Annotated in this window: 14 protein-coding genes; 9 read left to right on the forward strand and 5 right to left on the reverse strand. The window is 43.9% G+C overall.

Annotated elements, in window-relative coordinates:
- Window positions 1–223: 223 nt before the first annotated feature.
- Window positions 224–6,997, reverse strand: coding sequence for an amino acid adenylation domain-containing protein (locus AC5JM2_RS19975; RefSeq protein ID WP_495836595.1), 6,774 nt, complete (start codon window positions 6,995–6,997; stop codon window positions 224–226).
- Between the two features lie 152 nt (window positions 6,998–7,149).
- Complete coding sequence (locus AC5JM2_RS19980) at window positions 7,150–7,860, reverse strand: DUF6875 domain-containing protein (RefSeq protein WP_495836596.1); 711 nt, start codon at window positions 7,858–7,860, stop codon at window positions 7,150–7,152.
- A 1,714-nt stretch (window positions 7,861–9,574) separates the two neighbouring features.
- Here AC5JM2_RS19980 and AC5JM2_RS19985 point away from each other — a divergent pair.
- From AC5JM2_RS19985 to AC5JM2_RS20025, 9 genes are all read left to right on the forward strand, one after another.
- The gene (locus AC5JM2_RS19985; protein WP_048868205.1) at window positions 9,575–9,859 is read left to right on the forward strand and encodes an HU family DNA-binding protein; all 285 of its coding nucleotides are present in this window, start codon (window positions 9,575–9,577) and stop codon (window positions 9,857–9,859) included.
- Between the two features lie 26 nt (window positions 9,860–9,885).
- Window positions 9,886–10,956, forward strand: coding sequence for a threonine-phosphate decarboxylase CobD (gene cobD / locus AC5JM2_RS19990; protein WP_495836597.1), 1,071 nt, complete (start codon window positions 9,886–9,888; stop codon window positions 10,954–10,956).
- Between the two features lie 776 nt (window positions 10,957–11,732).
- Window positions 11,733–13,214, forward strand: coding sequence for a dihydrolipoyl dehydrogenase family protein (locus tag AC5JM2_RS19995; protein ID WP_495836598.1), 1,482 nt, complete (start codon window positions 11,733–11,735; stop codon window positions 13,212–13,214).
- Between the two features lie 40 nt (window positions 13,215–13,254).
- On the forward strand, window positions 13,255–13,575 hold the full coding sequence (locus AC5JM2_RS20000; RefSeq protein WP_495836599.1) for a LysE family translocator: 321 nt from the start codon (window positions 13,255–13,257) through the stop codon (window positions 13,573–13,575).
- A gap of 141 nt (window positions 13,576–13,716) precedes the next feature.
- Window positions 13,717–14,103, forward strand: coding sequence for a LysE family translocator (locus AC5JM2_RS20005; RefSeq protein WP_495836600.1), 387 nt, complete (start codon window positions 13,717–13,719; stop codon window positions 14,101–14,103).
- A gap of 324 nt (window positions 14,104–14,427) precedes the next feature.
- Entirely contained in the window at window positions 14,428–15,201 is a 774-nt protein-coding gene (locus AC5JM2_RS20010; protein WP_495836601.1) for a DUF502 domain-containing protein, read from the forward strand.
- A 166-nt stretch (window positions 15,202–15,367) separates the two neighbouring features.
- Window positions 15,368–16,018 (forward strand): transcription antitermination factor NusB, encoded by a 651-nt coding sequence (nusB, locus tag AC5JM2_RS20015; RefSeq protein ID WP_495836602.1) that lies wholly within the window; start codon window positions 15,368–15,370, stop codon window positions 16,016–16,018.
- Window positions 16,019–16,458: 440 nt separating this feature from the next.
- A complete protein-coding gene (ftsY, locus tag AC5JM2_RS20020) occupies window positions 16,459–18,114 on the forward strand; it encodes a signal recognition particle-docking protein FtsY (protein ID WP_495836603.1) in 1,656 nt (551 codons plus the stop codon).
- A gap of 1,200 nt (window positions 18,115–19,314) precedes the next feature.
- Window positions 19,315–20,718, forward strand: a complete 1,404-nt coding sequence (locus AC5JM2_RS20025) for a GAF domain-containing SpoIIE family protein phosphatase (protein ID WP_495836604.1) — start codon at window positions 19,315–19,317, stop codon at window positions 20,716–20,718.
- Between the two features lie 59 nt (window positions 20,719–20,777).
- On the opposite strand, the gene AC5JM2_RS20030 is transcribed toward AC5JM2_RS20025, so the two are convergent.
- The 3 genes from AC5JM2_RS20030 to AC5JM2_RS20040 all read right to left on the reverse strand — a co-directional run bounded on the left by AC5JM2_RS20030 (window position 20,778) and on the right by AC5JM2_RS20040 (window position 22,882).
- Window positions 20,778–21,239, reverse strand: a complete 462-nt coding sequence (locus AC5JM2_RS20030) for an NUDIX hydrolase (protein ID WP_495836605.1) — start codon at window positions 21,237–21,239, stop codon at window positions 20,778–20,780.
- Between the two features lie 8 nt (window positions 21,240–21,247).
- On the reverse strand, window positions 21,248–21,700 hold the full coding sequence (locus AC5JM2_RS20035) for a DUF3531 family protein (RefSeq protein WP_495836606.1): 453 nt from the start codon (window positions 21,698–21,700) through the stop codon (window positions 21,248–21,250).
- A gap of 243 nt (window positions 21,701–21,943) precedes the next feature.
- Window positions 21,944–22,882: a Sll0314/Alr1548 family TPR repeat-containing protein gene (locus AC5JM2_RS20040; RefSeq protein ID WP_495836607.1), complete on the reverse strand. Its 939-nt coding sequence runs from the start codon at window positions 22,880–22,882 to the stop codon at window positions 21,944–21,946.
- Window positions 22,883–23,142 lie beyond the last annotated feature (260 nt).

Raw genomic sequence — 23,142 nt, forward strand, 5'->3', positions numbered from 1 at the left:
TGTTACAAGCTATCACACTGTGTTTCAATTGTCACGAGATGCATTAAATTCAAAAGTTGATATAGCGTGCTTGCAGTGCATAGTTTGAAGCGGTAGGTTCTGGTGCTCCAACAACTCGGGAACAGCGCAAAGCCTCGGCTATACAAGTCAAGCCTGCTCTGCAGGCTTGACTTGTACAGCCCGTACATTTTGCATCATGTACGGGTGACAGCTATTGTTGACTTCACTGTATTGAATGATACGCCTTTTCTAAGCAATCCTTCAATTTCTCTGCGAGTACCTCTACATGGGGTTCCTCAAGCAGGGTGAGGTGAGATCCGGGAACGTGATGAATATCTATTTCTCCACCGATGACATCGCGCCAGCCAAAGTGAAAATCGTATTGTATGCCTATACCGTCCTCCCGATTCTTATCTTCAGTTCGTAAAAGGGTCATTCGACCTGGGTAAACTTGGAAGATATATTCGTTCTTAGCCTGCACGTTGGCGTCTATGATGCTTAAGTGTTTGTCAGTTTCTGGTAACTGATGTACTACATTCAAGTGACGCTTGTATCTCGCTTTGAGCGAATACGTGCCCCACTCTCTCCAGCCCGCAAGCTTTTGCCAAAGGTAGGTAGGTCCTAGTTGTAAAAGATTATTGAGATGCAAGAAAATTCGCTTATGGAATGGCAATCGTTTCTCATAACCGGGACGACAGGTATCCAATATAACTAGACAACCCACTTTCTGACCTTGAGAGTGGAGTTGCTGAGCCATCTCAAAGGCAATTGTACCCCCAAACGAGTAGCCTGCCAGATAGTAAGGACCATTGGGCTGAATCGTCTGGATTTCTTTAATGTAGTGCGCTGCCATGTCTTCAACTCGGGTATAAGGAGGTTGTTTCCCATCTAGCCCATGTGGTTGTAATCCATAAAATGGTTGATCCGATCCTAGATGCATTGCCAAAGGGCGGTAACACAGAATTTCTCCACCAAGCGGATGAACGCAGAACAAAGGTGGTTTGGAACCCTTCGGTTGAATTTCTACCAGCGATGACCAAGAAGTTTTTGATTTTTCCTGATTACTGGATAGTAACTTAGCAAGAGCTTCCACTGTACCTGAAGTAAAAAGTGTCGCTAGGGGAATGGATGTGCCGAATTTCTTCTCTATTTGAGCGAATAAGCGTACAGCGAGTAAGGAATGCCCCCCCAGATCAAAGAAGTTATCCTTGACGTTAATGGGTTGAATCCCCAAAACTTCTTCCCAAATCTGTGTCAGCTGGCGTTCTATCTCATCGCGGGGAGCAACAAATGTTTCTTCCACCTCTTGCCTAACTTGCTCTGGCATTGGCAAAGCTCGACGATCTACTTTACCGTTAGGAGTCAGGGGTAGAGCGTCTAGCATCACAAAAGCTGAAGGAATCATATATTTGGGCAGCTTCTCCTTCACAAAGCGCCGCAGTTCATCAGTTGTCTTGACTTGCTCCTGCTGTAGAACAACGTAAGCTACTAAACGCTGATCACCGGGTTGGTCTTCGCGGGCAATAACCACTACTTCCCGTACACTGGGGTGTTGACCTAACAGCGTCTCAATTTCTCTAAGTTCAATGCGTACTCCTCGGATCTTTACTTGACGATCCAAGCGACCAAGAATTTCTAGAGTACCATCTGGACGATAGCGTCCGCGATCGCCTGTATAGTAAAGCAAATCTTGTTCGTCGTTGCCCAAGGGGTTCTTGACAAACCGAGAATGATTTTCTTCAGAGGCATTGATGTAACCTAAACTACGGAATGGTGTCCGTATAACAATCTGACCTGGTTCACCAATACCACACAGTTGATTATTTTGTGCTAAAACCAGTGCCTGGGTTTCTGGCTGTGGTGAACCAACAGGTTGTACTCCAGGCAGGACATCAGCAGTGACTCGGTAAAAGCACTTTGCCAAAGTTGTTTCTGTCGGTCCATAAAGATTGACAATTTCGCCTCCCTCTGGGAAAGTTTCCCTCCACCGATGTATGAGTGTATCCTTGAGAGGTTCTCCAGCAAAGAAGATACGTTTTAAGGCACGTAGAGAAACTCCCGGCGGTACATTGACTAACCACGATTGAGCAAGAGTTGGAACAGTGTGCAGCACAGATATCTGCTCGCGTTCCAACCAACGTAGAATTCGCGTTGGTTCTAATTCATCACCTTCTGCTGGTAGACAAAGGGTTGCTCCACTGGTTAAAGGTAGGAAGACATCCCTAAGGACGACATCAAAGGAAAGCCCTGTTAATTGGGCACTGCGGTCTTGCTGACCAACTGCAAAAGTTTGCCGCTGCCAGTTGAGAAAATGCGCCATCCCTTTGTGACACCCCAACACACCTTTAGGAACACCTGTGGTGCCGGAAGTAAAGAAAATATAAGCTGCATCGTCACCAGACAGTTGAGGTAGGTGTATTGCACTACTGCTGTCTGTTTCAGAATTTATTCCAACTCCAGCGTCTGGATCTACGCAGATGGTAACCAGGGACTTCCATAACTCCTTCTGTTCTGGCTGATCGTCACCGATGCACAATAAATACTTTGCCTTCGATTCCTGAAGCATGATTTGCTGTCGATGCACAGGAAGCTTCGGATCGATAGTCAGTAACACACCGCCACTCAAGAGTACGCCCATCATACTGGCAATCAGCCCAAAGCTGCGTGAGCCGAACACGGCGACGACCTCACCACGCTTAACTCCATGACTCAGCAGAACCCGTGCTAGGGCATGAGCGCTTGTGGACAATTCGTTGTAGTTCCAGGAGCGTTCACCCCTTGGGTGGCTCCCTTTGGGAGCATCGCTTTGGCGGACTGCTGAGTGTTCTGGCGCAGAGTTTACCCAAGAGGTAAACATTGTAGTCACCAATTCGTACCGTGGTTCCGGCAAGGCTGCACTCAGTTCTGGAAGCAAAGGTCGAGATTCTGGTGTGACGAGGGAATATAATCCGATTTCGCTATCCGGAGTTGCAACGATCTGCTCAAGCAGATGCTGGAATTGATTCAGAAGGCAAGTCATGCGTGCAGCAGAAAATAGGACCTGCTGATACACCAGTCGCAAATTCAGCTCACCTGAGTGTTCCTCCACATATAAAGTCATGGAAAATATTGACTCAAGTTCATTCAGTTCTAAGGAACTGAGGGTCAATTCAGGGAGTTCCAAAGCCGTCTTAGGAGTGTTGATGAAGTTAAACATCACATCGAACACTGGATTTCGGCTCAAGTTACGTTCTGGATGCAGCTCTTCTACGAGCTTCTCGAAGGGTATCTCTTGGTGAGTATAGGCATCCAAAGCCACCTTACGAACTCGACCTAGCAATTCTAAAAAACTCGGGTTGCCCCCAAGGTTGGTACGCAGGGCGAGCGTATTCAGAAAACAGCCAATCAGCCCCTCAGTCTCGGTTTGGTTACGACCAGCGATTGGAGTCCCAACGATAATATCTTCCTGTACTGTATGGCGGTAGAGCAACGTCTTGAACGCCGCTAGTAGAGTCATGAACAAGGTAGTATCTGACCGCTGACTCAGTGCTTTGAGCGCCAAGGTGAGTTTCTTTGATAACACTAAAGATTGGCGTGCCCCTTGGTGGTTCTGGATTGATGGTCGCGGTTTATCGGTTGGTAATTCTAAAGGTGTTGCACCCGCTAGCTGGTTTTTCCAGTAGTTTAGCTGAGTGTCCAGTACTTGACCAGATAGCCATTGCCGTTGCCAAGCAGCAAAGTCGGCATACTGGATGGGCAGTTTTGGTAAGGGATTTGGCAAATCGTTTAAAAATGCCTGATAAACAGCTGCTAACTGTTGCCACAGGACGCCCATTGACCAGCCATCAGAGGCAATGTGGTGCATTACCAATAAGAGTATGTGCTCCTGTTGGTTTATCTGGAGTAAGGTGGCTCGCAGCATCAAGTCAGATGTTAAGTCGAAGGGGCGTTGTGCCTCTTGATGCAACAGACGTTGTATTTGCTCGTGTTGATGGCTTTCTGGCTTTTGTGTTAAGTCAATTATCTTGAGTTCAACTGACTTAGGCTCCCTAATGATCTGTATGGGGCTGCCATTATCTGAGGTAAGAAAATTGGTTCGCAGTGCCTCATGATGGGCAGCGATCGCATCCAAAGATTGCTGCAATACACCGACGTTGAGTAACCCTTGCAAACGTTGTGCGATCGGGATGAGATAAGCCGCACTGTTTGGCTCCATCTGCCCCAAAAACCACATTCTCTGCTGAGTAAAAGATAAGGGGGCTGAGTGCCGATCTTCTAGTTGAGGAATGATTTGGTGTTCTATAACACCTGTACTCTTGTTCGGAATTTGAGCGTTAGCGAAGTTTAACGAAGTTATCGCACTTGCTAGACCTGCAATAGTTGGTGTTTCAAACAGCAACTGTAATGGAATTTCCACATTCAGGTTTTGGCGTAGCCGAGAAATCACTTGTGTAGCGAGTAGCGAATGTCCTCCCAACTCAAAGAAGTTGCTGTGAATGCTAACTTGTTCCAAACCCAGAATTTGCGCCCAAATAACAGCTAAAACCTCTTCGGTGGGAGTACTCGGCGCAACAAAGTTGTTGTCATCGAAATCTAAGGTATCCGGTACAGGTAAAGCGCGGCGGTCTACCTTACCATTGGGGTTTAATGGTATGGCATCTAAGAAGACAAACGCTTTTGGCACCATGTACTCGGGTAGCTGATCCTGCAAAAAGCTACGCAATTCACTTGAAGTTGGGGCAACTTGTTCTGGGTGTACTACCACATATGCCACAAGGCGGTTGTCACCCGGAACATGCTCTCTAGCAATGACTACCGTTTGTTCTACGGCTGGATGTTCACCTAAGGTGGCTTCAATTTCTCCCAACTCAACACGCAACCCACGAATCTTCACTTGGTGGTCAATACGACCGAGGAACTCTATGTTTCCGTCGCTCAGGTAACGCGTCAAATCCCCAGTTTTATAAAGACGTGCGCCTGGTACGCGACTAAAGGGGTTGCGAATAAACTTTTCTTTAGTCAGTTCCGGACGGTTGAGATAGCCTCGCGCCAACCCGACACCGCCAATGTGCAACTCACCCGATTGACCAACAGGCACAGGCTGTAAATTTTCATCTAATATATAAACTTGTACATTGGCAGTCGGGCGACCAATTGGAGCAATAGTGTGATTAGTCCCACGTTGGCAAATCCAAGAAGTTACATCGATGCAACCTTCAGTTGGACCATAGCAATTGAGCAAAACATTGTCCAAATTTAAACGCTCAACGAAGCGATCAATGAATTCAACTCCCAAACCTTCACCGCCACTAGTGACGTGGCGCAGGCGAGTACAATTTTCAATTCCCTTTTCCTCAAGTAAAACGCGGATAATAGATGGTACTAACCCAGCTATAGTAATCTGCTGTTCAGTAATCACTTTCACCAGGTAGACAGGGTCTTGATGTCCACCAGGGCGAGCCAAAATCAACTGTCCGCCAAACGACAACGTCCAGAATATCTGCCATACTGAGGGATCGAAATTCAAAGAAAAGGTCTGTAAGACTTTGTCTTGTTCAGTTAATTGAAACGTTGCTTGCCGCCAGTAAAGGTGATTGCAGACTCCACGGTGAGCAATCATGACACCCTTAGGTTTGCCTGTAGAACCAGAGGTGTAAATAATATAAACCAGGTTATTGATGCTTACTCCTGAGACTGGATTCTCTTCGTTGTGCTGGGTAATCAGTTCCCACTCAGAATCCAAACAAATCACTTGCGCTTGATGATCTGGTAAGCTCTTGACCAATTTCTCTTGGGTGAGTATCACAGGTGTCTGAGTATCTTCCAAGATGAAGGCTAAGCGCTCTTGTGGATACTCTGGGTCGAGAGGTACGTAAGCACCACCTGCCTTGAGAATTCCCAGTAGTCCCACGACCATCTCTAGGGAGCGCTCAATACAAATCCCTACAAGTACATCCGGTCGTATGCCCACAGTTTGTAGGTAGTGTGCCAATTGATTGGCGCGATTATTCAACTGTTGGTAAGTAAGTTGCTGACCTTCAAAAATTACCGCTACGGCATTAGGCGTCTTTTCCACCTGCTGCTCAAATAACTGATGAATACATTGCTGAGGATAATCTGCCTGGGTATTGTTCCACTCAACAAGTAACTGCTGTCTCTCAGTTGGGGTGAGCAGTGGCAATTGGCTAACGTGCTGCTGTGGCTCAGCAACAATGGCTGATAACAACGTCTGGAAATGCTCGCTCATCCGCTCAATCGTAGCAGCATCAAATAAATCAGCGTTGTATTGCCACTCCCCTTGGAATCCTTGTTCTGTTTCCTCCATTGACAAGGTCAAATCTAACTTGGATGTAACCTTATCTAATTCAGAAGATGTGATGGTCAATGCGGATACATCCAATGTTTCTTTGGCTGTATTCTGCAAAACAAACATCACCTGGAACAGAGGGTGATAGGAAAGCGATCGCTCTGGTTGCAGTTGTTCTACTAGCTCTTCAAACGGCAATTCTTGGTTAACGTAGGCGGACATTACCATCGCTCGCACCCTTCGCAACAGTTCCTGAAAACTGGGGTTGCCAGAAAAATCAGTACGTAGAACCAAGGTATTAACAAAATATCCAATTAGCCCTTCTATCTCGGCAGAATTTAGCCCTGAAATCGGAGAACCAATCAAAATGTCTTCCTGTCCACTGTAGCGGTATAGTAGGGTTCCGAATGCTGCCAGCAATGTCATGAACACTGTCACATCCTCTTGCTGTGACAGTGTCTGTAATGCTTTTGATAAACTCTTGGGTAGTACAAAAGATTGCTTTGCAGTTCGATAACTCTGCACGGGTGGTCGCGGTCTATCCGTGGGCAATTCCAGTACTGGGGTGGCATTCGCTAGCTGCTGCTTCCAATAGTTAAGTTGCTCTTTTTCAAGGTCATTTGTTTGAGTACCATGGCAGTCCTCAACCTCGGTTAAGCTAGCTGCCTGAATATTTGACTGAAGGTATAAATTTTTGTTTGTTAACTGCATAGACACCTTGTAAAGAAAAACACTCTATTCATTCATCGGCTTGGTTACCAACTTTCATCACTAAAAACGAGTGATGCAAATTTACGACAGATAATATTCCTCTTATTAATTAAGTTGGTGAATTAATCATTTCTGCAGAGGAACAACTTAGCTTATGAATGAGCAATTTCTAAATTCATAAACTTTTCTTCTTGCAGTTGCTCTTGTGCTAACTCCAATAGTTGACGAGCAGTCTTTAACTTGTTTTCATCTTTGATTTTCTGATTAAACTGCTGTGAATAACCCGATTCAATATTTTGTAAGTAAGCTTGGAGATATTTGATACGCAAGTGCAGATCTTCATCTTGAAGAAACAGAATATCCGATTCAACCATATAGCGAATAACAAACATGGGAATGGAGCTTTGAAATGGACGGAAGTTTGGGTTGTGTGCACCAGGCACTTGGTTCAGCTTGTGAAATTCCCCTATCATCAGTCCTGACTCAACAAAGAAACGCTTAAGTTTTTTGTGATTCTCGTCAATTATTTTAGGAGCTTCCTCTATATCGATATCAGGCACAATGATTAACAGTGTTTTCCTTAAAGCCGCTACCCCCTCTCGTGGTTCTTGCTCAAGGAAGATTTCTCGACAGCGTAAAACATTCTCAAAAAATTGCTGAGGAGCCACATTTTTAGCACGTATAACTGTCAGCGACATAGTGTTTGCTCTAATTGAGTGAGGCACAAAAGGGCAAACAGGACCGAGTCTACCTAAATCAGGGTGAGCTTTTCCAACAAAATTTTCAACCCACTGCATGCTTTTAATTAAGTAGGGAAGGTCTTGTTGAAGCTGATTAATATCAATCGGTGTGTAGAGTTGCATTTTTACTACCTTATAAAAACTTACTTATGAATAAAGCAAGACAATTTAACCTATACAAAATGAAGCTAGTTATAGCTAATGACGCAAAAGCTATACTCATTTTTCATAGGAGATTTCTCCCTTAGCTTGCACTTAGCTAAAAGATGAATAATTATGACTGCAAAAAGATGCTTAGTTTCGGGCTCCTCAAGTAAGCTGGCAAAATGAATTTACTTGTATGTAGTAGATGCCTTTGTCTTGAGTGTGGAAGTTTATAAAGTTTATTAAGGTGGATGCAGTATTATTTTTGTTGATTCCAGGATAGGTGTTCTTGACTGAACTACCTATTGATTATTCAAACTCCACATACTAGAAAAGCATATCAAATCAACTGTAAAGTTTATGTTTTAATACCCATGACAATTATGATATTTCAGTGTAGGGTAATCCTGCTTAAGAATGATATTGGCGACGTATAATCTTCACAAGTTACAGTTTCAGAATTATTACAATGCATCACCACCCAGTCTAGGATTGGAGTTGAGACTAATTTTGCTTATAAAACCGCAAAACTGTTATTCAGACAGGCTTTCCTAATTTCTACGCATACTCGAATTACCAAACCTAATATAGTTGCTACACAAAGGCTGTAGCCTGAGAAATAGAATTTAGTCTAAACTTCAGTGTGCAATAAAACAACTTTATATGGACAAAAAGGTTTTCATATAGTCTATTGATTTATCTATCCATAAATCAATAATAAAATGCTATTTATTGATCTGCCTTTTCTGAGACAAATTTAACTGATACCGTAACTATAAAACTATCGCTCTTGCTCTGTTTTATGCCTGAGGTAAATCGAAGTCCTTAGTCAGAGCTTAAACATTGCAATGTAGGGTGACTAATAACCAGGACTTACGCAATGAGAGGCTTTGTTGTGGGAGGGTGTAAGGGGGTAAGGGTGTAGGGGAGCCACTGCCGCCGTGCGCGGGTTCCCCGCGTTGAGGCATGTGGCGTGAGCGAGTACAGCAAGCGCGAAAGGAGGACGCCTAGTGACTATCCATCCCGGTTGTAGAAGGAATGGGGCTTTATCACCGTGAAATATAATCAAAAATGCATCATCTAAATTAGTTAAAAAATCAGTCAATTTCAACTTTAGCAAAAAAACTGTAAAATTACATAATACTTATGTCTTTATTCAGACATTATAATATTCTTTATTTTGTGTTTTTGAGCATTTTTGCAATAAATCATACATTATATGGCAGTTAAAATAATATTATACGGCAGTTAAGACAATACTGATGGTAAAACTTTTTATACTGCTGGACGAACTAGCCAACATTGAACTATTCCCTAAGTACAACGTATTTTATCAAACCAGTTTGATAGAGTTTTTTCTTTGCTTGTATGAAACCACCCTACCTGTTCCTCTGAGCAACAAGCGATTTCACTAAGTATTTGTTCCTAAAAAAATAGGGGTTTTAGTAAAACAATTGCCCTTTTTTCAAAAAAAATCCTGAAATCTATATAAATTAATGGTTTCATCTATCCACTTCTGGCTATGACACTTTAGAATGATTCATTGAAAAGTCGAATCTACAGCAATTACGGCAGTTTTGAGCATAAATACTCATAAAGTCCGACTTTTGTAAATCTCTAAACAGAGATTTAAGTAACGATGCATCAAAAATGCATCTGTACACAATCTCAAGTAAACCTCAAGGAGTTTGACATGAACAAAGGTGAATTGGTTGATGCCGTAGCTGAAAAAGCTAGTGTTACGAAAAAGCAAGTTGATGCCGTCTTAACTGCAGCTTTGGAAACGATTATCGAAGCTGTTTCCTCTGGCGATAAAGTGACGTTGGTAGGATTCGGCTCATTTGAATCACGGGAACGTAAAGCCCGTGAAGGTCGTAACCCCAAAACCAATGAAAAGATGGAAATTCCAGCGACGAAGGTTCCTGCCTTCTCTGCTGGAAAACTCTTTAGAGAAAAGGTTGCACCCCCAAAATCTTAGATTCAGACCTAGGTCACCCTTTTTCTATGCGGCAACCAGCACACGGGGGAAATCTAGCCTGGGCAGCAGCACTAGCTGGCTGTCCCCCAAGTGCTATTCTGGATTTTTCTGCAAGCATTAGCCCTTTGGGACCACCAAAAAGCGCGATAGCAGCAATTGAGTCCCAATTGGATCATCTCAGGCATTATCCAGACCCTGATTATCGTGAACTCAGACTTGCTCTGAGTCACTTTCATCAACTACCCCCTGAATGGATTTTGCCGGGGAACGGCTCGGCAGAATTACTTTCTCTGGCAGGTCGGGAATTAGCACAGTTAGCTGCAACAGCTTTGATAACTCCAGCCTTTGGCGACTATTACAGGGCGCTGGCGGCATACCACGCACAGGTACTGGAGTTTCCTTCATTAGTTTTTCGGACAAGTCAATTGATTTTTGACAAGGTCCAAAAGACTAAGGACAAAGGACTATTGCTGAATAACCCCCATAACCCAACGGGGGTGTTATTTTCACGAGAAGCCATTTTGCCGTACCTAGAGAAATTCGCTTTGGTGGTAGTAGATGAAGCTTTTATGGATTTTCTGCCCCCAGGACAGGAACAAAGTCTAATACAAGTTGTGCAGGAATATCCAAACTTAGTGATTTTGCGATCGCTGACCAAGTTCTACACTTTGCCTGGTTTGCGACTAGGATATGCGATCGCCCATCCTGAGCGTTTGCGGCGCTGGCAGTTGTGGCGCGACCCCTGGCCCGTAAATACCCTGGCAGCAGCGGCAGCAGTCGCTGTTGTCCAAGATAAGGAGTTTCAGGAGCAAACTTGGGCATGGCTCCCACCTGCACGAAATCAACTCTTCGCTGGTTTAGCTTTAATACCCGGATTACAACCTCTCGAAAGTGCTGCTAATTTTTTACTCGTTGAATCACAGCAATCGAGTTCGCAATTGCAGCAAAATTTACTGCAGCATCACCAGATTTTCATTCGTGATTGTCTGAGTTTTCCTGAACTTGGCGACAGATATTTCCGGGTAGCCGTACGCTGTTGGTCAGATAACCAGCGCTTACTAGAAGCACTGTCATTAGTCAACAAACTAGGGGTGTAAGGGTATAAGGGTATAGGGGAGCCAGTACTGATAGCGTTTGCGTTCGCGTAGCGTGTCCCCTTGGGACTCAGCGCCCCCTATGCCTTCGGCACGGCTACGCCTATCGGGGCTAGCGTGGCACAAAGTGCCATAGTCCTTGTTTCCCGACAGAGGTATCTGGTGAGACCAGCGCGAATGACGGCTTTCCCGACCTAGGTGACTGGCGGAGCGCGTTTACGCAGCGCCCCCTTAGGGGCTAGCGGAACCGCTCTAGTGGGAACAGCCACGCCTTACGGCTATCGCAGCGTGCCCGCAGGGCATAGGTTCTCCCCGATAGCCCTCCGGGGAAGACCTCCGGTCTCGCTGCGCTTTAGACCTCTGGGCGTGCGCAAAGCGCATACGCCAGAGCGGGCACGAGGGAGAACGCCAGTGCGGTCTTGGGGAGACCCCAAGACCGCACTGGCTCCCCTCCCGCAGCGCTGGACTCACCGTAAGGCGTGGCCGTTCCCACTAGGGCGTGTGTAAGGGATGTGATTAGTGGGGGCACGCCCGCCACCACGCGCTTCATTGACCACGCTCATCTAGTATGAGCGTGCTTGCTCTAACACCAAAGTGTTTCGGGGGGAAACTTCCCCCCGAAAGCTGCCGCCCCTACACCCCTACACCCCTACACCCTTAGTTTTAGTCATTAGTCATTAAGGACGAAGCACAATTAAAAAAGAAAGCCAAAACCGTGCCGCAGGCATAAAGCTTCGGATAAAGGTAGGACAATTGACTAAGGACTAGGAACAAATCACGTGACTATTGACTACGATGTAGTGATTATTGGCGGCAGTTTAGCGGGACGCTACGCTGCCCTTACTGCTTCTCAACTAAGAGCCAAGGTTGCCTTGGTAGAACCAATAACAAACGGTGCATCTACGAAAGTTAACACACCATTAGAGTTTATTTATCACCATGCTCTAAGCCACACCAGTAACCTTAGCAAGCAACTAGGTGATGCAGCACTACTTGGGCTGCATACCTCGTGTGCTAATACTCTAGAAAAATGCCAAATTTCTGTAGATACGTCTCAGGCAATGCTGTATGCTCATGGCATTGTTTCCAATCTCCAAGAGCAGAATTCACTTGTCGTTCTGGCTGCCCAAGGAGTGGATGTTATCGTAAGTAATGGTCAATTTCAATCGTCGCCCCATCTTTCATTTGCCATTGATACTCGTTTACTACACGCACGCACTTATTTGCTTGCAACGGGTTCAAGTCCAGCAATTCCAGAAATTGAAGGATTACAAAAAACTGGTTTTCTTACCATACCTCAGGTTTGGCAATCTCTGAACAGTTCTACACCGCCATTACAGTGGGTGATTATTGGTGGGTTGCCCCAAAGCATCGAACTCGCTCAAACTTTGGCACGATTTGGTTACGATGTAACGTTGGTTGCGGAACGTCCCAATCTTCTTCCCAATATTGACTTAGAGATGGCTCAACTGCTTTGTAGTTTGTTAGAAGCAGAAGGTGTACGCGTCTTTATCAATACATCTATCACTCAGGTGAGACGAATTGAGGATAAAAAATGGCTTCAGGTGGGAGATAAAGCTATTGAAACTGATGAAATCGTAGTAGCAACAGCACAACAGCCAAATATTGAATCCTTAAATTTGGCTGCGGTAGATGTTAAATGGAATCAGCGTCGTTTACTTGTGAATGAAAAACTACAAACGACAAATCCCCGTATCTGGGCTTGTGGTGATGTGATTGGTGGCTTTGAATTCGCCAATATTGCTAATTACGAAGCAAGAATAGCTCTGCAAAATGCGCTTTTTTTACCGAGGTTAAAAGTCAATTATCGGCATATTCCTTGGGCAGTATTTACTAACCCGATGTTTGCACAAGTCGGTTTAACAGAGGCGCAAGCTAAACGCCAATACAGTCCTGATGAAGTTATTGTTTTACAGCAGTTTTTTAAAACACTCTGTGCTGCCCAAATCCAAGACCAAACTACGGGTATCTGTAAACTCATTGTGCTACGCAATGGTGAAATTTTAGGAGCTTCGATTTTAGGTGCACAAGCAACAGAGTTGATTAATGTTATCGCAATGGCGATCGCCCAAACAATCAAACTCAATCGCCTAGCTGATTTAGCTCCTCTGTGTCCCAGTTTTTCAGAGATTCTTGAGCAAATTATACGAGATTGGAAACAGCAAAAAATCAGTAGCAATATTGCTTGGCAAGACTGTCTGGAAAGCTTTTTTCACTTTCGACGGAATTGGAATTTCTAAACTCTGATAGAACGAATGAACTATATGCAAATTAATCCGCATGCAATTTCTAGGCGATTGGTTGACTATCTTTAGCGCTGGGTGTTTAGTGATTATGAGTCCTGGGCCAAACTTTGTCTTAACACTCCGCAATAGCCTAGCTCATTCTAGACAAGCCGGAATCTACACAGCGTTGGGAGTAACTGCTGGCGACCTCATTCATGTCATCTGCTGGTTAATCGGTATTGGTGTTATTATTTCCAAATCAGTCCTATTATTTAACCTGCTCAAATGGCTTGGTGCTGCTTATTTAATTTACCTTGGGATTAAATCTTTACAAGCTAAACATCAAGATAATTTTGTTGAGGAACAAACTTCTTAAAAAGGGAACAGGGAAGGGGCAACAGGCAACAGGGGAATCCCCATAATTAAAATTAGGGGATTTAAACAAAGACGTCTTGTTGAATCGTGCTACGCATCTGTCAACAATTTTTTTTATTCTTCCATTAATAAATTAAGGGGCTTGAATCCAATATCCGGGGCTAATTTTTTGCTGTTGCCTGTTCCCTATTCCCTGTTCCCGCCTCGGAGGGGCTGGTCAGAGTTGAAATCTTTAGCGGCGTTTAAAAACGGTTTTTTGACTTGCTTGCTCAATCCAAAGGTGACGTTATTTTTACTGGCACTGTTTACTCAAATCATTCGTCCTGGCACACCTGTAGCGGTACAAATAATTTACGGTCTAACAATTGTGGGGATTGAATTCACCTGGCTGGCATTTGTTGCTACTGTTGTCTGTGTTGCGGCAATCAAACGTCGATTTTTGTCAATTTCACATTGGCTTGAGCGAATTATGGGCGCAGTTCTCATTTTCTTAGCTCTGCGTCTGGTACTTGCCAAAGCACACGATTAATTGGTTTAGCAACGTTTCATTCACCACAGTAGTATTAATAATACGTTAAAATAGCTGCAACAATCGTTTACAACTCTTAAAAAGAAAGTAATAAGTTTTAGAGTAGCCAACCGCTACGCTGGTTTATATGCTTCTATCTGCATTAAGTAGAAAAATGGCTGGATTTGGTGTAACAAACCAATATTTTGGCGACATAAGTTTACCTCAGCGCCCTCATGGACAGTAATTAATGGGATTTTGCCCATTAAGCAAAAAATAGAAGCGGTTAAAACCACCACTATAAACAGCAAAAAACTGTCCTCCCCATTTGACGAATCTACTGGAATGAGTACCAATAAAAGAAGTTCCACTTGCCTAAAAAAGGAGAATAGGGGCTTGGCAATCAATCGCTGGAAACAGGATCTCAAAAATGACCTCATTGCTGGGTTGTTGGTTGTGATTCCCCTGGCAACTACGATTTGGCTTACAATAACCGTTGCAACTTGGGTCATCAACTTTCTCACCCAGATTCCCAAACAACTGAATCCGTTTGGTGGAATGCATCCTATTTTAGTCAATGTACTAAATCTGTTGGTGGGACTCATGGTGCCACTGCTGAGTATACTGCTGATTGGCTTGATGGCTCGGAATATTGCGGGGCAGTGGTTGCTAAATGTGGGTGAGCGGCTATTGCAGGCAATTCCCTTAGCAGGACAGGTTTACAAAGCTCTCAAGCAACTTTTAGAAACACTCTTAAAAGACAGCAATGGCAAGTTTCGCCGTGTTGTTTTAGTAGAATACCCTCGACGGGGAATGTGGGCGATCGCCTTCGTAACAGGTATGACTAGCAACGAAATCCAGACTCAGATGTCTGGACCAGTATTGAGCGTTTTCATCCCAACAACCCCCAATCCTGCCACTGGATGGTATGCAGTTGTTCCAGAAGACGAAGTTGTTAATCTGTCATTATCAATTGAAGATGCCTTTAAAATTATAGTCTCCGGTGGCATTGTTGCTTCCAATACCTCCCCGACGACCTTGGCTATCCCCAAAGAACGCAAACTAGAAATGCCACCCAAAGAAGCAAAGCGGCAGATTCTTCCTCTCGAAGAAACTTAAAATCAGTAGTCACTAGTAATTAGTCATTAGTCATTAGTCATTAGTCAAAATTTATTCCTCTCCATTTCCCTCACTCGCAGCCGACGGCGATCTACAGTTCACTTTGTTAACGCTGCGCGCTTCACTCCCCCACTCCCTTTGTCCCATTCCCCCCTAACTCACTTTTATGCAAGAGCGTAAACCTCGTCAAATTTCTCGTGAATTGGCTCTTTTAAGCCTCAGCCAACTGCCAATGAATCCAAAGAAATTAGAAAAGATACCACCAGAACAACTGGTATCAAAGTTAGTACTAGCAGCAGTACGTACGCTGCGATCTGAAGTCCAAGACACTCTAGACAATGCTGCAGGCGAACTGCAACGCAGTAATGATCGGCTTCTGAGTAGCCAAACACGCGCTAGTGACCTAAATACTGCTAGAACAATGCTCAAAGAAGCGGTTGTGTATACGCAAACAGCCATCAACAAGTTAGCTGCTACTATCGAATTTCCTGAACTCATTCAACTGGCGAATCAAGATAAAGAAGTCCGCGAGTACGCTAAAGAGATTATCATTACTGTCAGTGAAAACCGAAACACCATAGACGAGGAAATTTCTACTGCTTTAGTAGATTGGCAAGTAACTCGTCTTGCCCACATTGACCGAGATATACTCCGAATCGCCGTAGCAGAAATGAAGTATCTTCAAGTTCCCGACAGTATCGCAATTAACGAAGCTGTAGAACTTACTAAACGATACAGTGAAGAAGAGAGCCATCGATTTATTAATGGTGTTCTGCGCCGAGTTACTGAGCAAAAAAAAGTACCAACAACCCCGTAGTAAAAACCTTTATCGTTAAGAAGAACACACAACACAGAATATCTTCACAAATAAATAGAGTCTTGCCGCGATCGGCGCGTGGCACTTTGGGGATTTGGCAAGGAAAGAATTATTTATTTTATCAATGAAGAAAAACATTCGGCTTTATCGCATTGGGTCAAAAAATTAGCCCGCCTTATAAAACCGACGTTACACTGACCAATCCATGAAAGTTTTTTCTTTACCAGTTCTGACAACTGTGTTCTGTTAGTGCAGCGTTAACGTTTGCGCAGCGCCCCTTTTAGGGGCTAGTAGACCGTAGGTCGGCGCAGCCCGTTTTTTTTTGGTAATGTAGTCATGTCGAACATGATTACATCCTTTCTAAAGAATCCCGTTGTTAGGAGAAGCGGAAGTGTCAAAATTTAGATAAAAACTTATAGTTTCATAACACGTTATCTCCAATGGTCTTCAATTGGTTCCGCCGTCAACATAACGATCCTTCTGGTACTCCCTCGCAACAGAAACAGGAAGAAACTCCTGCTGCAAAACAACCCCAACCCGAAAGCGCCGAAACGTCAACAGCAGAAACTGCACCCGAAGTAGCGACGGATCTGCTGGCTTACGCGAAAGCAGCCTACAAGAATATTCAGCAAAGACAACAAACCGAACCAGCAGAAACTCCAGCAACTGAGGTAACTGCCGACGTAGCACCGCCAGAAAAACCTGAAATAGAGCCACCAGCACAGACAGAAACGCCACAACCACCAGAAGAAGCTGATGTGACTGCGACTCAAACCACGCCAGAAGAACCAGAAAGTACAGAGGAACTCAGCACAGCGCCAGTGCTAGCAGCAATTGCCGAAGAAGCAGATGCTTCTGGTGTGACCACAGAAAGTGTCGTCCCACCGGAAGCCACCGAACCACCGACACAAGAAGTCACTCAGCCAACAGCACCCACAACTTTATCATTTTTAGAAAGGGCAGCGGCAGAACGACAAGCAAAGCAGGAAAGATTGATAGCCACCGCCATTGATGTGACAAAACCAGAGGTGGTACAGCCAGTAGCCCAAACAACTACTGCACAAGGTACAGAAGAAATCACTGGACTTGATTTTGATGAAGGGTTTTTGTGGTCAACAGAAGTTCTAGCTGCACAAGGTAGACGTCCTGAAGATATTTCTTTTGAAGAAATCAGTTGGTTGAAAAAGCTGCGCCAAGGCTTAGACAAAACCCGTCGTAACATCGTTAATCAACTCAAGTCAATTGTTGGGCAGGGACCACTCAACCAAGCAGCAGTCACGGAGATTGAGGCATTGCTTTTGCAAGCTGATGTTGGTGTCGAAGCAACAGATTACATCATCACTACTCTACAGAACAAGCTTCGTCAAGAAGTCCTGCCAGCAGAGGAGGCGATCGCCTACCTCAAACAAATCTTGCGAGATATGCTGGATGCACCAGTGAAAAAATCTCACAAGCCAATCTTTGTCCCAGAAAAAGAAACTCTCAATGTTTGGTTAATCACTGGGGTTAATGGCGCTGGGAAAACGACTACCATCGGTAAAATTGCTCACCTTGCCCAGAAATCCGGCTACAAGTGCTTGATTGGTGCAGCAGATACCTTCCGCGCCGCAGCCGTAGAACAGGTCAGGATTTGGGGAGAAAGAAGTGGTGTGCAAGTCATTTTCAATCCTGCTAAAAATGCAGATCCTGCAGCAGTTGTGTTTGATGCCATCTCTGCTGCTACGGCACGAAAAACAGAATTACTTCTGGTGGATACCGCAGGACGACTACAAAATAAGAAAAATTTGATGGACGAACTCAGTAAAATCCGCCGTATCATCGATAAAAAAGTTCCCAATGCTAAAGTAGAGTCCCTTTTGGTTTTAGATGCAACTCTAGGTCAAAATGGATTACGGCAAGCTGAAATCTTTTCTCAAGCGGCACAACTAAGCGGTGTTGTTTTGACTAAGCTTGATAGCACTGCCAAAGGAGGGGTTGCCCTTGCCGTTGTGCAGCAGTTAGGCTTACCTATTCGCTTTATCGGTGCTGGAGAAGGAATTGAAGACTTGCGTCCTTTTTCTAGCTACGAGTTTGTGGAAGCACTTTTGAACGGTTAGCCTCAAAGATTTTAGTATCCAAAGATTATCTATTGACAACGCCAAGGGCGATAGGCGTAGCCGTGCCCTTGGCATAGCGTGTCTGCAGGACATAGTCGCCAAGAATGCGCCCGGAAAAGATAGGTAATTTTGTACCCGCAAGGGGTAGTTAACAAAGTCGGCGTAAGTCCCCCTCAGACTGCGGAGTTTACCAGAAGACGACAATTCCTCCCATCCCACGCGCGGGGTGGGAGGAATCGTCGCTACGTCGTCTTAGTCATTAGTCATTAGTCAATAGTCATTAGTAAGAAAAAGCACGATTTTCGTGTTCGCGTTTGCGCTAGCCCCCTCCGGGGCTAGCGTGCCGTAGGCATAATATCGTGTCCGGTTAAAGACTTATCATTAAGGCTCTTCGGGGGCAGGGGGTAGGGAGCACCGGAGAAAGAGTTTTCAGTTAGCACAGATGCATCGAATTATAACTAATTAAGCGAACATGATATAAAACATACTAATGACAAAGGACTAATGACTAATGACTTCGATTTCTCCCGGCTTTTGATGAAATTTTCACTCCGTTTAATTTCATCAAAAGCCGGGAGATGAGTTAAGGACACACACATCAAGCCTGCCTCCGCAGGCTTTGTTCGTATCGCTACACAATGCGTGCCTGTAAGCTTGTCCGAACCATATTATTTTTGATATCTTTTTTTGTCAAAGTTTCCTGACTTAGAGTTTTTAAATATTCTCTAGTGGTAAATTAAAGATTTGAAGAGCAATAGTTAAACAATGGTTCTCCGACTTGAGGAAACTGCCCGTACCTACGGATAGGAGCCTCTAGGCTTTCGGTTTCAATGTTTCTCAGCTAATAGATGCCTCAGACAGTGAAACACAAGTAGACTTTTTTGCAACGTAATGGTTAACTTTTCTCAATAAAATCTTTCTATCTAAAGAGGTATGACTAAATGAATAATATTTGATAAAATAAAACCCCTATTACATCTATGCTACAGAAAACTGTTTTGGCTAATCGTTTTTCGCTAAAAAGACTTAACTCTAAATTTAAATATTAAGTTAAAGAAGCACATGAAATATGAAAGACTTTTAAAATTTCCACTCTACGTTTTTCTACTCTTGCTAAACCGATAATCTTGTCACAAGATGGTTTAGCTCTTTAAAGAAGAAAGTATTAAACGAATCTAATACTTGCTGATGTAAATCACAATGGTAACTGTGCCTCAACCACCATCTCAACCTACTGATAGTAATAGTCGTACCCCGACCGAGGTCACACCAGTTGTGGCACTCAAAGAACTCGTGGCACGGTTACACCGAGAACAAAATAAAATTCAAGATTTACTCAGTTCTTTGGGCTTTGCCCTGCGAAGTTTCAATAATTTGAATCAGTTTTTGGAACTGATTCCATTGATGGCAACAAGAGTCACTGATGCAGATGGTAGCGCCCTATTTGTGTACAAACCGAATGGTCAAGTCAGATTAGAGCAGTTACATTGGCAAGATAGTCACCAGCGTAAGAATATCCGCAAGGCACTAGAAACAGCAACAAGTCAAATCCTATGTGTACCCAACAATACCCAGCCTCTAGCAATAATGTCGGGTATTTTGGATGATTATATGCACCGTAGCTTAGGACCAGGTATACAAGTTTTTGGTACAGCTATTCTGGTTAAGCATACAGAACGGGGATGGCTCTATGTTTTAAGCCGCGATCCAGAATATACTTGGACAGAAACCAGACAAAAGTTAGTTCGCCTAGTGGCAGATCAAACCGCAGTCGCAATAGAAAATGATGAACTTGCTGTGGAACTCAGGAAAAAAGAACGCCTAGATCAAGAACTAGAAATTGGCGCGGAAATTCAAAGGCGGCTTCTGCCACGTCAGTGCCCTACAATTCCAGGTGTTGCTATTGCCGCACGGTGTAAACCCGCCAATCGTGTTGGCGGAGACTATTACGACTTTATCCCCACAAAACACAACCAAATTCAACTAAATAACAAAGAGAGTTTAGATGCAGATGGTCGTTGGGGTTTGGTGATTGGTGATGTGATGGGCAAAGGAGTTCCAGCCGGACTGATTATGACCATGATGCGGGGAATGCTGCGGGGAGAAGTGCTACACGGTCATTCTCCTCAACGAATTCTGCAAAACTTGAATCAAGTCATGTACGCGGATTTGGAAAATTCTCACCGCTTTATCACTCTATTTTACTCAGAATATGACCCCCAAACCCGGATTTTGTCCTACAGCAATGCAGCGCATAATCCTCCCCTATGGTGGCATGCAACAACCAGAACAATCACGCGTCTAGATACTTTTGGAATGCTGATTGGTTTAGATGCCAATAGCCAGTACGAAGATGCCCAAGTAGAATTAGAGCTTGGAGATATCATTCTTTACTACACAGATGGCTTGACTGATGCAGCAGCAGCAAGTGGCGATCGCTATGATGAAGAAAACCTGATTACGATATTTAACTACGCTTGTAGAATTTGTAATGGGCCCCAGGAAATATTAGATTACCTGTTTGACCAAGTGCAACAATTCATCGGTGCCGATAAACAAAACACCGATGATATGACATTAGTTGTGCTGCAAGTTAGTAGTTAGTCGTTAGTTGTTAGCAACCTGGCGCTTAACAACCGTGGGGTAAAAGCCTTCTCTAGTATCTAACTACTTGACAAATAATCTAAAAACTGCTCAGGCACTAACCTCAACTCTTTTGACTGGAAACAGTTTATATCTACCCACAAAGCAGTTTTTTGTCGCTCACCTTCAGAAAAAACTAACTTTTCAGTTTCATAAAATTTGGCATCAACAAAGTCGCTTTCAAAAACTTGAATAATTTCGTGACCTGGTTGACCATTGAAAGTGAAGATGTTTTCCAAACAACCCAAGTAACGAATATTTGTTAATTCTGCTTGGATCTCTTCTTGGAATTCTCGTTTGAGAGCATCTTTACTTGTTTCACCAAACTCAACTCCACCACCCATTGCGCGGTAAAATTTTTGTTGCTTGACTGGATCGTAGCCTTCAGAAACGAAGATACGTATGCCTTTCCCCAGCTTGGCATACTGAGCCTCGCGAATCAGTCCCAAAGCGATAACACGAATTTCCCCTGGCTTATGCATTTTTGTTGTTAGTTATCGTAAATAAATGAAGGACGGCTTTCGCTCTCTTCAATGGGCCAATCTTCATTTTCACCGCCGATGTACAATTGCTCAATGGTGACATATTCCTCACTTAGCTGCTTAAGGGCGTTAATGATAAGATCGAGAGCGATCGCATCAGAAGTTCCCAAGTCAAACCAGCAACGCGCCCATGTCCCCTCATACTCAAACTCACCCATATTATGCATCAGCGCCAGCAAACTTTTATCATATCCTTGTGAGTCGTAATTCATGTAGCTTAGCTCTAATCCAGTTTCCTGTACCTGGAGATTTTCGGCATTAAATGCACCCAATTTACCCAAATAAAACCAGGAATTGAAAACCTCTTCTACATACTGTTTTTCTTGCTGAGAAGGAATTGTGCTGAACTCCAACCAAATCCATAAATCAAAAGGGTTAATTTCGCGAAACTGTACGTGCATTTTGTTGAAAGACTCAATCTAGATCACTTTTTTCAAATCTAATTGTAAAAGAGTAGAAGGTACAAAAAGTGTGCTTTCCTAATCGAGAAGTGGGAAAGCAACAAAAGCGCTTCGGTTACAGGCTCAGAAATAACTCCCTCCCTCCCAGCCTACGGCACGAAGCGCCCCGGAGGGAACCGGAGCTAACGTTAACGCTGCGCGCTTCACTCCCTTCCTCCCTCCTTTTTCTTGTCCCCTGATCTCCTACTTACTAAAACTACTCAGATTTTCCGCAGCCTTACGTCGTTCACGCTCAATTTGTCGTGTTACATCACCTGGGAGTTGAGACTTCTTAGTCAGGGCTGTATCAAAATTCTTAATCGCCTCCTGCATGAGTTGCGAGTTTTTCTCCTTATTCGCTTTTTCCCGAAGAATTTGAGCCTTAAGATAATACAACTCTGGGTTATCTGTTGTCACTTTTAAAGCACGATTAGCATAGTCTAGTGCCTGAGAGTACTGTTTTAAGTCCCGATAAGCAAGAGCGATACCCCTGTCTGCCAAATACTGGGGAGCTGCATTTTTTTCTAGCTTTTGAACTGCTTGTTCTGGGTTAGCAAAGGGCAAATTGACAGCTAGCAGTAAATCCATGTATCCTTTGATCAAATTGAGTTCTGGATCGTTAGGAGAAACTGCTTCAGCTTTGTCCAAATATTGATAGACTTGCTGTAGTCTAGTCAGGGCTTGTGGTGCACCCTTGACTGTTCCCTCACGTTGTATAATCACAGACCCCTCTAAAAATAGACCAACAGCAGCATACAAATTTCCCCGCAAGGGGTCACTAGAAATTAAATTTTGTGCTGTTTCTGATGTTTTTTTGCTGTAAGTGTCTAGTGCCGCCAAATCCTTATTCGTATATGCTAAAGATGCTTTCATAGCATAAGCTAAAGGTTCCTTTGGCTCTGTAGATAATGCTTCTTGTAAGTAACGATCTCCTGCTTGATAGTTTCCCTGTTGGAAAATGGCTTTGAATGCTGCCTCTGTTTTGTTGCCAATGTTACGAGGCTCTTTCATCCGAAAGGGATCTGCAGCCCAAGAAGGATTTGCCCAGATATTCAGTGCAATGGTAGCTGAAAAAGCCACTAGAATAGAGCGATAAAATTTGGCAAGTACAACTTTTTGCAAACCTGGAAACCGTGCATTCATTTTGAGTCTCAGTATATTTACTATTAAATTTTGTTTTTTAGATGACTGTTCACTCTCTGGACGTAGATCTGTTTGGGCCAGAATTTTGTATACTGTTTGACTTGGGTAATGTTTCTAAGTTCCCAAGCTTATTATGGCTATTTTTCAAGAGTGATTTTGCGACAATGAACGAAAGTAGGGGTGACGGTTTTCGCCGTTTGCGTGACTCCATTCTAACGAGTGGCACGTAACTTTGATCCAAAAGCATGTTTCTTGCTGCA

It is taken from the genome of Brasilonema angustatum, assembly GCF_059505445.1.

Excerpts from the sequence above, each read along its gene's own strand:
- AC5JM2_RS20030 (WP_495836605.1), bottom strand. The coding sequence starts at position 21,239 with ATGCATAAGCCAGGGGAAATTCGTGTTATCGCTTTGGGACTGATTCGC.
- ftsY (WP_495836603.1), top strand. The coding sequence starts at position 16,459 with ATGGTCTTCAATTGGTTCCGCCGTCAACATAACGATCCTTCTGGTACT.
- cobD (WP_495836597.1), top strand. The coding sequence starts at position 9,886 with ATGCGGCAACCAGCACACGGGGGAAATCTAGCCTGGGCAGCAGCACTA.
- AC5JM2_RS20025 (WP_495836604.1), top strand. The coding sequence starts at position 19,315 with ATGGTAACTGTGCCTCAACCACCATCTCAACCTACTGATAGTAATAGT.
- AC5JM2_RS20000 (WP_495836599.1), top strand. The coding sequence starts at position 13,255 with ATGCAATTTCTAGGCGATTGGTTGACTATCTTTAGCGCTGGGTGTTTA.
- AC5JM2_RS19980 (WP_495836596.1), bottom strand. The coding sequence starts at position 7,860 with ATGCAACTCTACACACCGATTGATATTAATCAGCTTCAACAAGACCTT.
- nusB (WP_495836602.1), top strand. The coding sequence starts at position 15,368 with ATGCAAGAGCGTAAACCTCGTCAAATTTCTCGTGAATTGGCTCTTTTA.
- AC5JM2_RS20010 (WP_495836601.1), top strand. The coding sequence starts at position 14,428 with ATGAGTACCAATAAAAGAAGTTCCACTTGCCTAAAAAAGGAGAATAGG.
- AC5JM2_RS20040 (WP_495836607.1), bottom strand. The coding sequence starts at position 22,882 with ATGAATGCACGGTTTCCAGGTTTGCAAAAAGTTGTACTTGCCAAATTT.
- AC5JM2_RS20035 (WP_495836606.1), bottom strand. The coding sequence starts at position 21,700 with ATGCACGTACAGTTTCGCGAAATTAACCCTTTTGATTTATGGATTTGG.
- AC5JM2_RS19975 (WP_495836595.1), bottom strand. The coding sequence starts at position 6,997 with ATGCAGTTAACAAACAAAAATTTATACCTTCAGTCAAATATTCAGGCA.
- AC5JM2_RS19985 (WP_048868205.1), top strand. The coding sequence starts at position 9,575 with ATGAACAAAGGTGAATTGGTTGATGCCGTAGCTGAAAAAGCTAGTGTT.